The sequence below is a fragment of the Rhodohalobacter sp. 614A genome, from assembly GCF_021462415.1.
Classification (GTDB): Bacteria; Bacteroidota; Rhodothermia; order Balneolales; family Balneolaceae; genus Rhodohalobacter.
Genome location: NZ_JAKEDS010000002.1, coordinates 836,119 through 850,707, shown reverse-complemented (window position 1 = coordinate 850,707; position 14,589 = coordinate 836,119). Strand labels below are relative to the sequence as shown.

Genomic DNA, 14,589 nt, shown 5'->3' with positions numbered 1-14,589 from the left:
TTCTTAAAATTCTATGTCTTCACCGGTAATTTGTCCGAGATAGTAATCAAGAAGTTTTTCCTGGAAGATAAGATTGTAACGTGCTTGTGTATAATTGGATTGAGCTTCTACATAACTTGCTTGAGCCTGGCTCAACTCGATCAGGGTACTTGCCCCAACATTATAACGCTGCTGTTGTGTTTCAAAAGCTTTTTCACTGGCAACCAAAGATTTCTCAGCAGCAGAGAATTCTTTCAGATACGAAGAATAATCGTTGTACGCCTGTGTAACCTCCTGAATGACCTGTAATCTTGAGTTCTCCAATGACAGTTCAGCATTCTTTAACTGAACTTTAGAATTCTCAATGTTGTACATTCTGTTCCAATTATTAAAAATTGGAATGTTTATAGACAAACCAAGTGAGCGGTTTACCTGTTGATCAAAAAACTGATCGCTGAATGATACGTCTGCGCCGGCGAGTGAATATTGATCACTATAACGAGATGATATTGAGGCACTTGCTGAGATGGTTGGGAAAAGGCTACCACGAGCAATTTTCAACTGATATCTCAAATTATTAATGTCCGCAACTTCACTTTTTATATCGGAACGGTTCAGCAATGCCTGATCAATCAGATCACCCAAATTATACATAGCCAAAGTGTTGGCTTCCTGATTATCAGATATTTCAGGTATCACAAACTCATAATTACCAAGAGGGTCAATTTGGAGTTGTCGGACCAATAAAAGTTTATTGATATTAAGGCTGTTTTGTCTTTGTGTGACTGTCAATTCATCGTTGGCAACCTGGGCTTCCTGGTTATATAAATCAACTGTGGGACGAGAACCAACATCTACCTGAGCCCTAACTTGTTCAACCTGACGTTGAGAAGTCACCAGATTTTCTTCAGCAATTTCAAGAAGTTGCATATCAAGCAGAACCTGAAGATATCGTGACGCGGTTGTAAAAATTACATTTTCACGTGCTCTCCTCAAACTCTCTTCTCTCGATATTTGAACTTGTTGACTTGCACGAAGTGTATTGATGTTGTTAAATCCATCAAATATGATGATATCAGCACCTACACTACCACTTACCGCCTCTGAAGTAACATCAACAAATGGATCCAAACCTTCGCTAAATCGATCGAAAATAAATTGTTGACCGGCAGTTCTGGAGCCACTTACTCTACCTGAAACAGTAGGAAGGAAATCGGCATACTCACTTCTAATATTATGTTCAGTTAAATCCAGATTGTTCTCTGCCTGCTTCAGTAAATAGTTGTTCTCCAGAGCGATATTAATAGCTTCCTGAAGGGATATTTGTTCTGTTTGGGCAATAGTTACAAGGGGAAGAATCAAAAAGCATGTTAGTAGATAGAATATTCTTTTCATAGATCCATTAAGTATTTTGATTACATGTTGTACCCTATTTAGACGTACAAAAGCAACCAGAGTTTGGTTTAAATTTTAGACGAATAAGTGTAATCAGAGTTTCAAAAAAAAGTAGCTTATTTCGGAAATAAAAATGTTTTTTAACATTTGAAGGCTCAAACCGAAATCCCCGAATTACTAAACAAAAAAGTATTATTTCCTTTTTGACATTTTTTCATCAATAAACTCTGACAAATATGTGGCCGCTTTTCTTGCAGCTACTCTCTTGATTTCACTGAAAAGCAGATGCGCTAGCTTTTCTTTGTTAGAATCCGAACCCCCGCCCTCTACAGAAGATGACTTTTCATCCCCAAGCATACCAAAAGCAAAACCAATAATGATTGAAGTACCTATCGATTTAAAAGGATTTCTCTTTATAGCTTCAATCGGTTCCAATGTACCTAACACTTTTTTTTGAACTCCCGAAATCCGATTTTCAATATTTCCTTCAAGCAGCTCTAAATCGTCTTCAAGCTTTTTCTTTTGTTTCCTGATGTCAGCCATTGATATGTTGTTATTTTTGCCCAATTTTTTTCCCTTCAAGTTTATCCTGTTTCGCTTCTTTCTCAAAATCAATGTCGTCCAGGATACTCGCCATCAATTGAGCCTGAACTTTTTCTGTGATACTTTTGGATTTTGATTTCAGAAAAATGAATCCCACAACGAACAAAGGTAAAGATGCAATAGCGAAGCCGGCACTAAAACTGCCGATTAGTTCAGCGATCAAAAACCCAACAGCAAACCAAAGAAAAAAGAGGGCAAAACTGAGGATAAACATGCCCAGAACTTTTTGAAATGATTCGGCCATAATTCGGGCAACCTGTTCCGTAATAGTCAGCGTCAAAAGTTGTACACGCTTCTCAACATACTCTCGGATATCCGAAGTTATCTTGCTCTTCTTACCGTTATTGGTAAACTGTTCAGACATCTTCAGATTCTATTTTAAAATTTTTGCAAGTATATATCCCACAGCAGCACCTGCCAAAACACTGGTGATCGGGTGTTTCCTGATCAGCAATTCCGCTTCGGTTTTAAGTTCCTCGAGTTTTTCTTCCAATTCCGCATCTTTCAAGAGTGAAGATCCTTCTTCAATAACACTCTCAAGCTCTTCATTTAAATCATTAATAATATTCTCATCCATAATTCATTCCTCTTCAACGGTTTTTAAAAATTTGTATCAAAATAACATCTAAATGGGTAATGGTAAACTAAGAAACCAAGTGTTCGAAACACCGGATATTATTGTAACAGTTATAAAGTAAACAAGTTTCTTTTGAAAAGATAAGCTCGAAATGGAGGATATTTATTCGTACCTCAAACTTTCAATGGGATCTAATTGTGCAGCTTTGTAAGCCGGGTATACTCCAAAGATCATTCCAACGAGTGTCATGCCCACAACACCTCCAATGGCCGCACTCCAAGGAATCACTACACTCGACTCGAGCCAGACCGCGGCAGCATTACCCAAGCCAACCCCAATTAGTATTCCAATAACACCTCCGATTTGACAAATAGCAATAGATTCCATCAAGAATTGAGAGATGATAGCTTTTTTGGTTGCCCCTACTGCTTTACGTATTCCAATTTCCCTGGTGCGTTCAGTCACTGAAACCAGCATAATATTCATAACACCAATTCCGGCTCCAAGAAGTACAATACTTCCAATCACAAATCCGATGATATATAACAAACCGGTAAACTGATCAAATACTCCACCAAGTGATTCATTTGTTGTGATTTCAAAATCGCTCTCCTCCCCGGGATCAACTTTTCGTATTGCGCGTAAAATGCCTGTTAAATCATCAATTACATCCGCCACCCTGTCAACTGAACCTGCCCGCACCTGAATTCCAATATTTTGATTCTTACCATACAACCCTGCAAGATGAGTGTAAGGCAGAACCACAAATCGATCTAAAGTCTGTCCGAATACATTACCTTTTGCCACTGTAACACCAATTATAGTATAAGGCCGTCCTTCTACACGAATGGTTTTTCCCAGGGGGTCAACCTGTTCAAAGAGCGCCGTAACCACATCGGCCCCGATAATGGCAACAGGGCGCGCATAATCAATATCGGCCTGGGAAAAATTCCTTCCAGACTCAATATCATAGGCATTGTTTGCAAGAAACTCCGTGTTCCCTCCTTCAATGCTGATATTCGGTTCCGTCTGTTCTTCTTCATACGCAACCCTTGTGGTATTATAAGATCGGTTCGGCCCAATTCCTGAGGCCGTTGCAGCCAGTTCATCCAGCCTCTCCATCTGTTCGATGGTAATATCCTGCCGGTTTCGATACTTATCCCAATCGGTTGGCCCCATACTTATTGCAGGATATTTAGAAATATTGATGACATCGCCCCCCATCAAACTGAGAGTATCTTTAAAATATGTATCTAAAACGAGCACAGCTGTATTCGCACTAATAATGGCAAATACGCCCACAGAAATAGCCACAAGAGTCAGCGATGAGCGAAGTTTATTTGCCCGGATCGAATCGAATGCCTGTTTAAAAACTTCTATGATATTCATGGTTATTCGTATCTAAGTGATTCGATTGGATCTGATTTGGCCGCTTTTCTTGAAGGAATGTATCCGAAGAGAATTCCAACAAATGCACAAATTAAGATGGCATTCAGTACTGTAGACCAATTTAAATACGCCACAAAAAACTGGTTGATCAATTCAGTGACACCAATTGAAAGAATAACGCCGATTACACCTCCGACCAGACAGATCACAATAGCTTCCATCAAAAACTGAAGCAGTATTTCCCAAGGTTTGGCGCCAACTGCTTTTCTGATACCGATTTCCTTCGTTCGCTCTTTTACAGAAACAAACATGATATTCATAACACCAATTCCACCCACAAATAATGCCAATCCCGTTAAAAAGATACCGATTCCGTAAATGGCCACCTTCATTCCCTGGAATTCCTGTTCAAAAAGGGCGGCTTTATTAATAGCAAAATCATTCTCTTCAAGCGGATCTAATTGACGAATTTGTCTCATCGCTCCAATCACTTCAAATTCTCCGTCTTCCAAAGATTCTTCATTCGGAAACTGCACCGCCAGCTGTATCCCATAACGGAGGCTGTACATAGTTCCATAAGCCGTTATCGGCACAATGATTTGATTGTCTGTATCCTCTAGCCCCAGAAAACTACCCTGCCTTTCCAGCAACCCAATTACCGTAAAACGCTGGCCATTAATTCTAACATTTTTACCAAGGGGATCTTCATCATTCGGAAATAGCACATCTACAACGCTTCCTCCCAAAATAATTACTTTTGCAGCTCTGTTTACTTCGGATTCACTGAATGCCCTTCCATCTTCAATATCCAATCCTGCTGTTTGAAAATAACTTTGTGTGACACCACTCAGTCCAACATTATCCGCAATTCTGTCTCCATATTTAACAGAAGTTCTCCTGCTTGCCGAGGCTGATACGCTGGAAGCCGATGGCGCAAGTTCCCGAATATCATCCACATAAGAAATTTTCATTTCCCGGCGATTCCGATATTCCCACCATTTATACTCACCTCCAAAACCCCATGGCCATTTAGCAACATACACCACATTGCGGCCAAGCATATCCATACTTTCTTCAAATGATCTGTCAATTCCATCAGAAATCGTATTCATGGCCGTAACAGAAACAATCCCGATAACAATGCAGGTAGTTGTTAAAACTGCACGGGTTTTGTTTGTCCAAATTGCAGATATGGCTATTTTTGAACCTTCGTAAATGCTGACTAGAAATCTATTCATTGGATGAATAAATAAGCGTGGATGACCGGGTCTATTTTTTGGTGAACATGTATATGCAGTTATTAACCGCATACGATCAGAAACTCATTACGTTTCAGTATATTAAATAAAAATTTGCAGAAAATATCGAATTATGAATATTGATGTACTTGCTTTTGGAGCCCACCCCGATGACACTGAATTAAGTTGTTCTGGCACCCTTGCTTCTCTGATTCAATCAGGAAAAAAGGTAGCTGTTGTTGATTTGACCCGTGGTGAAATGGGCTCTCGCGGCACACCAGAAATACGAAAGAAAGAAGCTCAAAAAGCATCTGAGATTATTGGATTACATGCACGTGAAAATCTTGGATTGCCGGATACGGAGTTGGTTAACAATCGCGATCATCAAAAAGCAATTATTGAAAAAATACGGTATTACAAACCTCATATTTGTTTCATTCCAACTCCTCATGATCGTCATCCCGATCACGAAAATGCAGCTGCATTACTGATTGACGCCATTTTCTACAGTGGTTTGATAAAAATTAAAACAAAGGGGCCCGACGGCAAAATCCAGGAACCGTTCCGGCCATCGCATGTACTTCATTTTATGCAGCATGACCATTTTGATCCCGATTTTGTTTTTGATATCACCGAGACTTTAGAAATCAAAGAGAAAGCAATTATGGCATTCTCTTCTCAGTTTAATGTATCTGATCCCGGAGATGAACCTGCAACCTACATTTCCGACCCCGATTTTTTGAAATCTCTGCGGGCAAAATCAGAATATTTCGGGCACATGGCGGGCTATAAATATGGAGAAGGATTTCTCTATGCACGGAAACCCTTCCCCCTTAAAAATTTGGACTTTTTGCTGAATACTTCACCAAAAAGATAGAGTCAGAATCCTGTTTCTTATCAGGTCATTTCTGCTTCTAACGTTTCTTCAATCACCCGTTTCTGGATTTCGTGCGGAACTTGTCCATAACTATGGAATTTTCTTGAGTAAGTTGCACTTCCCTGCGTCATGGATTTCAATCGTGTTGTGTATTGATCCAATTCCTGCAAAGGTACAATCGCTTTAATTTTCTGGATGGAACCTTCCGCATCCATTCCCTGGATCTGCCCTCTCCTGGAGCTTAAGTCACTCATCACATCCCCCATATAATCGGCGGGCAGAGTCACTTCAATTTCATATAGTGGTTCCAGAAGTTGCGGAGAAGCCTGCATAAAACCATCTTTAAAAGCCATGAGTCCAGCCGTTTTAAAGGCAGCTTCATTAGAGTCAACAGAGTGCATCGTACCATCATAAACGGACACACGAATATCACGCGCACGGCAACCGCTCATTGGGCCATTTGCCATTTTTTCCATAATCCCTTTCAGAATTGCCGGCATAAACCGGTTATCTATCACACCGCCAACAATGCAGTTTTGGAATACCAATTTACCACCCCATTCCAGCTCAATCTCTTGTACATCACGAACCTTAATGTCCGTTCGTTCAGGCATTCCTTCATACCAGGGTTCAATAGAAATGTAAACTTCTGCAAATTGACCTGCCCCACCACTTTGTTTTTTATGCTTGTAATGAGCGTCCACTTTTTTAGTGATGGTTTCGCGGTAAGGAATTTTCGGCTTGATATATTCAACATCAAGATTATAATTATCCTTCAGCTGATGAAGAATTACATTTAAATGCTCTTCCCCTAAACCATGTAAAATAGTTTGCTGCAACTCCTGGCTATGCTCCACATATAGCGAAGGATCTTCTTTTTGAATCTGGCTTAATGCATTCCCAAGCTTGTCTTCATCTCCTTCAATTTTCAACTTAATGGCATTTCTGATGGTTGTGTCAGGATAATTGACAGGAGCAAATTGAATATCGCTGTCTTTGGGTGCAAGAGTATCACTGGTCTGGAGATCTTTGAGTTTAACGGCAACTGCCAAATCGCCTGTATGAACTTCATCCACTTCCGTTCGGTCATGTCCCTGGTTGATATAGAGCGAGCCAATCCGAAGGCTATTGCCTGTTCGTTTGTTTACCAAATCCATTCCCTGAGAAATTGTGCCTCCTGTAACTTTCAAATAAGTAAGATCGCCAACATGCGTTTCTGAAGATGATCGAAATACAAAGGCCGAAGGTTGAGAATCCTCGGAAAGCTCATAAGTCTCTCCATTACTGAGTTCTGTTTTGGATTCCAACGGTGATGGCGCCACATTTCCCAAAAATCCGAGAATTCGTCCAGTTCCCATATTTTTTGAAGCACACGAACAGAACAAAGGAAAAATATCACGGTTTAAAAGACTCATCTGAAGTCCGTCACGCATCTGGTATTCATCCAGTTCGCCGTGTTCAAAATAGAGATCCAACAGGGTTTCGTCATTTTCAGCAACAGCCTCTACCAACTCATTATGAAGCAATTCAGCTTGTGCCCGCTGTGATTCCGGGATCGGTAATTTATCGGGTCGCCCACCATCTTCGGGAAATTCATACATCGTCATTTTTAAGACGTCAATAATCGCGTGAAAATCATCTCCCTCACTATACGGATATTGTACAACTACAACACCGCGCCCAAAATGCTCTTTTGCCATATCCACTGCATTTTGGAAATTTGATTTATCGCTATCCAGTTTATTTACAACAAATAGTGATGGAAGCGATCGCCTTTCCGCCGCTTTCCAGAACGCATCTGTTCCAACTTCTACACCAGATTCAGAATTCAGTACAAAAACGGCCGTATCGGCTACGTGAAGAGATTCAGAAACTTGTCCCCAGAAATCGTTGGACCCCGGAGTATCCATTAAATTGATTTTCGTACCTCGCCAATCGAGATGAAGGAGTGATCCGTATATTGATTTTTCTTTCTCTTTTTCAATGCTGTGGTAGTCGGAGAGTGTATTTTTACTTTGAATGTTCCCTCTTTTTCGGGATGTACCAGATTCAAAAATCATCGTTTCGGCAAGTGTTGTTTTCCCTGATCCTGAATGCCCGAGGAGAGCGACATTTCTTATATTTTTTGGCTCATATACTTTCATTACAGCTCCAAATTTTTCTTAGATGATTACTTCTTGTAACTCTTAATTTATAATCCATGGTGATTTCTGAATAGAAACCGGATGCGATATTCTTAAACATGCATCCTATTAAAATTATACTTTATTTCCACTCATGAATCAAAACTGATCTTTATAATTTAGAAGGCTTGATGATCAAATCAACATGAAAAAAATTCTTCTGCTTCAAACCGGCGGTACTATCGCCATGCATTTCGATGAAAATGGCAATGAACTCGACCCAGATAAGTGGACAGACGTTCTTTATAAAGAGATGCCCGAACTTTCGAAAATTGCTGAAATCAAGATTCAGAATGTATTTTTTGAGGACAGTTCCGACATCAATAAATACCATTGGAATAAACTGAGCGAACAGATTGACAAGCAGTTTGATGAGTTCGATGGTTTTGTCATTCTCCACGGAACGGATACCATGGCGTACACCGCTTCTGCCCTTTCATTTGCGCTGCAGAATATTTCAAAACCGGTAATTTTGACCGGAAGCCAGGTGCCCATGAGCAACATTCGAAGTGATGCCCGCAGAAATCTTATTAATGCCATTGAGCTTGCCACTTATGATATTCACGAAGTTGCGATCTGTTTTAACGATCATCTGTATCGGGGAAATCGTTCAACCAAAATGAGCATTGGCGATTTTGATGCCTTTGCCTCGCCCAATTATCCTCCGCTGGCAGAAGTAGGAATCCATATAGAGTTATCAGCCGATCTTCTTGAAAGTCATTCTTTGGAAAGAAAATGTTACTCAGATTTTGATGATGCCGTTCAGGTGATTAAAATATATCCAAATCTAAACCCGGCTTTTTTAGAGTTTTTTGATCTCGATCAAACCAAAGCAGTCATTCTCGAAGCTTTTGGCAGTGGTAATATTCCAAGTAAAGGAGAGTATAATTTGCTTCCATTCGTAGAAAAATGCATTCATCAAAACTGTCACGTAATGATAACGTCTCAAGCCGCCTACGATTCTGTGGATTTAACCCACTATGCAAGCGGAAAAGCACTTAAAAAATTAGGAGCCCTCAGTGCGGGAGAAATGACCATGGAGGCAACGTTAACGAAAACAATGAACCTTTTGGCGCGAAATCTTTCTGATTCCGAATTTATTGATACATTCCAACAATCAATTGCCGGCGAGAGAAGTTAAAAGTGACATTGAAGTGTACCCGATGCTTCGGGATCCTTCGAGCGTCACGATCATTCTTAGTAAAGAACGCTTCAAGGACCTTCGGACGCTTGAAGGTTCCAAATTTTAAATAATTCAAAACACATGTTTTTTGTATTTGATGTTGAAACCGTCCCCGATTTTCCATTTATCAGAACTGTTGTCAACGAACCCGATCTCGAAGAAGATGATCTCCTGATTTTTGCGAGTGAGGAACTGGCCAGAAACTCATCCGGTTTTTTGCCGCCCATGTACCATCGAATGATCTCATGGGTTGGGCTTTGGGTTGAAAATAGCGGAAAGCCGGTTCAAAAAGTTAGCTGGAATGGCGATGATGAAGCTGACGGATTAAACAAATTATTTGATACGCTTCTCACCTATAAAGATTTTGGATTGATTCACCACAATGGCCGGGGATTTGATTTGCCGCTGATCACTTATCGCGCCATGAAACATAATATTCAGATGCCGCTACGGCTCAGCCACTACGATATTCGCTACCGATTCAGCAAAGTAAACATCGATTTGATGGATGAATTCAGTAATTACGGTGCCAGCTCTTATCCCAAATTAAAGCATCTTGGCCAACTGATCGGCGTTCCATTCAAACAAACCGCGGAGGGAAATGAAGTGCTCCAAATGTACCGCGATGGAAAACTGGAAGAGATTGAACATTACTGTTACGAAGATGTGATGGCAACGTATGTTGTTTGGTTACGAATGAAATTCACAACGGGCGAAATCTCCAAAGAAGTGTTCGAAAACCTGAATGAAAGAGCCGTTGGTAAACTCAAAGAAATTCAGGCACAAAATGATACAAAAGAGTCATCGGATGAGTAATCTATTCCAGATTTAGCTTCATGCTGAATACATTCATCCGATGACTTAACTCATGTGCAATCATTAAATTCTGGCTCTTCGGCCTGTTATCAACCCAACAATCGCAACAAATATAATTGAACCGATAATGGACCAGATAATCGGAAAATTACTGGTTCCCACCTGGATGTTAAAGAACTCGGGAAGCCCCAATTGAACGCTGAGCCATGAACCGAGTAGAGCGCCAATAAAGCCCACAACAATCGAGACAAGACATCCGCCTCGGGTAAATCCGGCAATGGCCTGTCCGATAGATCCGCATATTCCGGCAATTAAAAGCAAAATTAAAAATTCAATCAGTCCCATAATTCACTCCTTTTGTTCGTTGATTTTGAGTTAAAACTATTTCCTATTCTCCCATCACAACACCTTCTCTTCTGGGATCGGCACCCCCGAAATATCCGGTTTCAGTTTTTTGAATGGCATGAAGTCCGCTTGTCATGGGGCGAACTACAATTTGATGTCCCATTGCTTCCAGCGCTTCAATAAGTTCTGCGGGAAATCTGTCTTCTTCCAGTACTGAAGGGCCGTTATAATTTCCAAAATTCGGGAGATCAACGGCTTCTTGTGCATTCAAATTCCAGTCATACATTCCCACAATAGATTTTGCTGTGTAATGAATAATGGACGTGCCACCGGGTGAACCGACTGCCGCCAGGAATTCTCCACTTTCACCATCAAATACCAAGGTTGGCGCCATACTGGATCGTGGACGTTTTCCAGCTTCTACCCTGTTTGCGATCAAATTACCATCCTCATCCACTGGATTCAGAGAGAAATCAGTCAATTCATTGTTTAACATAAATCCTCCGGGGAGTCCTGTTCCGCCATCACTCATAATCCGGCTTCCAAATCCACTTTCAATGGTTGTGGTCATAGCTACCGCATTTCCATCACGATCTACAATACTGATATGACTGGTTCCAAATTCCGGTTGCGTTTTTTGGATTCCGTACATGCTTTGCATTTCCCCCGGCACACCGGGTTCAGCTTTCTCCATCGTTGCATTGCTCTGAATCAATTCTGCACGTGTTGTCAAATATTCAGGATTTAACATCGACTGCCAGTTTCCGTCGGGCGCTTCTACAAATCGTTCGTCCGCCACATATTGATTTCGATCCGCAAACGCCAGTTTGGCCGCTTCCAGATACTGGTGAAGCCATTCAGGCGATGGTATTGAATCTTGAAATGAAACTTCAGGATTCTCCAGATGTTCCATAATGCCAAGGATTTGCATGATGGCCAAATGCCCTGAAGCCGGCGGAGGAAACCCACAAATCTCGTATGTTTTCCAGTTGTTGCACATCTCTTCCGTTTCCAGGTCCAGCGCAGGATAATTGGCCAAATCTTCAGCAGTCATGGAACCGGGCCGCTCGTGGCTCTGGACTCTCTGAGCAATATCTTGCGCAACATCTCCTTCATAAAAAGCACTTATGCCCTCATCAGCTACATTTCGCAGAATTTGAGCTAATGCCGGGTTCTTTAGTAAATATCCTTCCGGGTGAGCATTTCCATCTGAATCGAAATAAAATTTTCCAGCAAGTTCATCATTTCGCAGCGATTCGTCATCAGCAAGAATTGCATGAAGACGCGGAGTTATATTGAAGCCCTGTTCAGCTAATGTTATAGCAGGTGCCAATACATCTTCCCAGGCTAATTCTCCAAATTCATCATGAATCTTTTTCATCAAAGCTAAAGTACCGGGAACCCCGACCGACTTTCCACTCCTTACAGCATCTCCAAAAGGAAGAGTTTCACCATTTTCATCCAAAAAAAGTTCGGGAGTAGCACCGGATGGAGCCGTTTCTCTGCCATTAAACGCATGGATTTCCTCACCGTCCCACATCAGGAAAAAGGCTCCGCCACCAATTCCACTGGATTGAGGTTCTACCAACGTGAGAACAAGCTGAACGGCTACAGCCGCATCCACTGCATTTCCACCCGCCTGTATAATTTGATAGCCGGCATCGGTTGATAACGGATTTGCTGAGGCAACGGCAAATTCTTCAGTTTCCCATCCCGGTTTTTCGGTGTATCCTGAGGAGATTTCAGGAGGTTCCGGGATTTGATAGGCTATTCCCGTTTTTTGGCTCTGCGTTTTACATGCAGAAAAAACAAAGGTGACCAGCAGAAAAGATGCAAGAATAGGTGTTTTAAAAGTCCTTAGTTTATTGTAAGCCATAGAGTTTATATGAACACTTAAATTTCTTATCAATGATTGGGTGGGGTTTAGATCAAGTAGGAATATGAGAACAACATCATCCATTTACAAGAATAATGCCTGTTTCGCTAAAGTTATACGATGCGATTCGGATCACTGTAATCCGGAATATCTCCTTTATACCGGAAAATTCTCTGAATCCATTTAACAAGTGTTTCCGATTGATTTTTGATATACCACTGGTCGGCCGCCCGTCGAGCACCAAGACCATAACTTGGATAAGGGTGTATGGTATCGGCAAACTCACGAAGTGAAACACCATTTTTCATGGCTAATGCATATTGTGAAATCATTTCTCCGGCATGAGCGCCAAGAATGGAAGCTCCGAGAATTTTACCACTCCATTTCTTTGCATAAACTTTAATCAGGCCGGTTGAATTTCCATCGGTAATTGCCCGGTCCATTTTACTGAAAAGAAATCGGTAGACTTCAAAGCTTTCTCCCCTGTCCTTTAATTCTTTTTCCGTAGCCCCGATGTGGCCCAATTCAGGATCTGTATAGGTTACCCACGGCACATGTTTTCGATCGATTTTCATGGGCACTTTTATAAGTGCATTCGATGTTGCCACTTTCGCCATATGCTCACTCATATGTGTGAATTGATATTCGCCGGTTACATCTCCAATAGCATAAATATGGCGCTGATTGGTCCTGCATTTTTCGTTAACGGAAATCCCCTTTTTACCAAACTTAACCCCGGCGGCATCGAGATTTAGAGAATGATGATTTGGAGATCTGCCTGTTGCAAGTAAGATGGCATCCGCCTCTATCGAAAATGTCTTTTTATGAGATGAATAATGGATTCTTACTCCTTTCCCGTTCTGCTCAACCTGATTCACCGAAACATTCATGTAATACTTTACTCCTTCTGATTTGAGTTGATCCATCAACATTTCAGTGAGGTCGGGATCATCATTCATCAAAATTCTTGGAGCCATATCGAGAACATGAACGTCCGTTCCCAAACGTTGAAAACTTTGTGCCATCTCTGTTCCAATCGGCCCGGCTCCAATAATGACGAGTTTTGAAGGCAGATCATCAATTTCAAATAGAGATTCATTCGTCAGATAGTTTACATTTTCCAGGCCCGAAATGGGTGGAACGGAGGCTTTCGCTCCCGTACAAATAAAAAAGTATTTTGCAGTGATCGTTTTCTCTTCTCCAGTCATCAATAGAATTTTCAGGGTATGATCATCCACAAATGATGCTTCACCAAATTCAACATCAATCCCCATCTCTTCAAAAATCTCGGGCTTGTCAGCATCTTCATAAACCTCCCGGCGAACCTGATCCACATGTTTCATCACTTCTTTTGTGTCAACACTACGCAGGTCGAATTTCAATCCAAACTTTTCAGCTTCTTTGGCCAAGTGTAAAACTGAAGCTGTTTTGATCAGTGTTTTACTGGGCACACATCCGGTCCAGGTACAATCTCCGCCAAGCCGGTCTTTCTCTATCATAATCGTTTTCGCTCCGAAATTCGCAGAAATTCCGGCCGCTGTAAGACCAGCCGCCCCTCCACCAATTACCGCAGAATCGTACATATATTTCATCAGGTAGGCTCTTCTTTAATTTGGGATTGAACTTTCTTGTACGTTGCCCATCCACCATAAACCAGCATTGCAATGACGATTAAATAAACCCATACAGGAACATTCTCTCCGGCAATTAGCAAATACAAATAAGCAGATATAAAGAAAAAAGATGTACTCAAAACGGGCAAAACAATTGATAATCCTCTTTTATAATTTCTCACACCCCAGGCAACCGAGATTGTAAAAAAAGGAATAGCACCAATATAAATTCCGCCAAAAATAAACGGATTTACTCCATAGTTTTCACTGAGACTAAAAAACCAATTGCTAAGACTTTGCAGCCATTCCATACTTAAACATTTAGGTTTCTATTTGTGAGAACGTAAGGAATAAATCTAAGATATCTGTAATTCATCAAATAACGTTTACAATTCAATAATTTTGACTTTGTATTCGTTGTGTAAAAAGTTTTACAAATGCTTTTAAATAAGAATTTGCTATTGTAATATTACAAGCGATATTTTCTCCACGACTTATGAGCAGAAAAAACAGAT

At 40.9% G+C, this 14,589-nt stretch carries 14 protein-coding genes; 3 read left to right on the top strand and 11 right to left on the bottom strand.

The genetic code is table 11. The features are described 5' to 3' along the window. Positions 1-3: 3 nt before the first annotated feature. From L0B18_RS12410 to L0B18_RS12385, 6 genes are all read right to left on the bottom strand, one after another. Entirely contained in the window at positions 4-1,374 is a 1,371-nt protein-coding gene (locus L0B18_RS12410) for a TolC family protein (protein WP_234572102.1), read from the bottom strand. A gap of 192 nt (positions 1,375-1,566) precedes the next feature. Beyond that, a complete protein-coding gene (locus L0B18_RS12405) occupies positions 1,567-1,956 on the bottom strand; it encodes a hypothetical protein (RefSeq protein ID WP_234572101.1) in 390 nt (129 codons plus the stop codon). Continuing rightward, the gene (locus L0B18_RS12400; RefSeq protein ID WP_234572100.1) at positions 1,928-2,341 is read right to left on the bottom strand and encodes a phage holin family protein; all 414 of its coding nucleotides are present in this window, start codon (positions 2,339-2,341) and stop codon (positions 1,928-1,930) included. The genes L0B18_RS12405 and L0B18_RS12400 overlap by 29 nt, the downstream gene beginning before the upstream one ends. Before the next feature lie 9 nt (positions 2,342-2,350). Beyond that, positions 2,351-2,554: a hypothetical protein gene (locus L0B18_RS12395; protein ID WP_234572099.1), complete on the bottom strand. Its 204-nt coding sequence runs from the start codon at positions 2,552-2,554 to the stop codon at positions 2,351-2,353. 162 nt (positions 2,555-2,716) lie between these two features. Continuing rightward, positions 2,717-3,943 carry an ABC transporter permease gene (locus tag L0B18_RS12390; protein WP_234572098.1) on the bottom strand — a complete coding sequence of 409 codons (1,227 nt, stop codon included), beginning with the start codon at positions 3,941-3,943 and terminating at the stop codon, positions 2,717-2,719. A 2-nt stretch (positions 3,944-3,945) separates the two neighbouring features. Beyond that, positions 3,946-5,181, bottom strand: coding sequence for an ABC transporter permease (locus L0B18_RS12385; RefSeq protein ID WP_234572097.1), 1,236 nt, complete (start codon positions 5,179-5,181; stop codon positions 3,946-3,948). A 133-nt stretch (positions 5,182-5,314) separates the two neighbouring features. Here L0B18_RS12385 and bshB1 point away from each other — a divergent pair, with 133 nt between their 5' ends. Continuing rightward, positions 5,315-6,058: a bacillithiol biosynthesis deacetylase BshB1 gene (bshB1, locus tag L0B18_RS12380; protein ID WP_234572096.1), complete on the top strand. Its 744-nt coding sequence runs from the start codon at positions 5,315-5,317 to the stop codon at positions 6,056-6,058. Positions 6,059-6,078: 20 nt separating this feature from the next. Here bshB1 and L0B18_RS12375 read toward each other — a convergent pair whose 3' ends face one another. Continuing rightward, on the bottom strand, positions 6,079-8,202 hold the full coding sequence (locus L0B18_RS12375; RefSeq protein WP_234572095.1) for an elongation factor G: 2,124 nt from the start codon (positions 8,200-8,202) through the stop codon (positions 6,079-6,081). Between the two features lie 184 nt (positions 8,203-8,386). Between L0B18_RS12375 and L0B18_RS12370 the strand changes: the two genes are divergently transcribed. Next, positions 8,387-9,382, top strand: a complete 996-nt coding sequence (locus tag L0B18_RS12370) for an asparaginase (protein WP_234572094.1) — start codon at positions 8,387-8,389, stop codon at positions 9,380-9,382. A 123-nt stretch (positions 9,383-9,505) separates the two neighbouring features. Beyond that, a complete protein-coding gene (locus tag L0B18_RS12365; RefSeq protein WP_234572093.1) occupies positions 9,506-10,240 on the top strand; it encodes a ribonuclease H-like domain-containing protein in 735 nt (244 codons plus the stop codon). Positions 10,241-10,303: 63 nt separating this feature from the next. Here L0B18_RS12365 and L0B18_RS12360 read toward each other — a convergent pair whose 3' ends face one another. The 4 genes from L0B18_RS12360 to L0B18_RS12345 form a co-directional block, all read right to left on the bottom strand. Continuing rightward, positions 10,304-10,585, bottom strand: a complete 282-nt coding sequence (locus L0B18_RS12360; RefSeq protein ID WP_234572092.1) for a GlsB/YeaQ/YmgE family stress response membrane protein — start codon at positions 10,583-10,585, stop codon at positions 10,304-10,306. 43 nt (positions 10,586-10,628) lie between these two features. After that, on the bottom strand, positions 10,629-12,461 hold the full coding sequence (gene ggt, locus L0B18_RS12355) for a gamma-glutamyltransferase (protein WP_234572091.1): 1,833 nt from the start codon (positions 12,459-12,461) through the stop codon (positions 10,629-10,631). Positions 12,462-12,574: 113 nt separating this feature from the next. Next, positions 12,575-14,053 carry a dihydrolipoyl dehydrogenase family protein gene (locus L0B18_RS12350; RefSeq protein WP_234572090.1) on the bottom strand — a complete coding sequence of 493 codons (1,479 nt, stop codon included), beginning with the start codon at positions 14,051-14,053 and terminating at the stop codon, positions 12,575-12,577. Continuing rightward, on the bottom strand, positions 14,053-14,385 hold the full coding sequence (locus tag L0B18_RS12345; protein WP_234572089.1) for a hypothetical protein: 333 nt from the start codon (positions 14,383-14,385) through the stop codon (positions 14,053-14,055). Before L0B18_RS12345 ends, L0B18_RS12350 begins: the two co-directional genes overlap by 1 nt. Positions 14,386-14,589 lie beyond the last annotated feature (204 nt).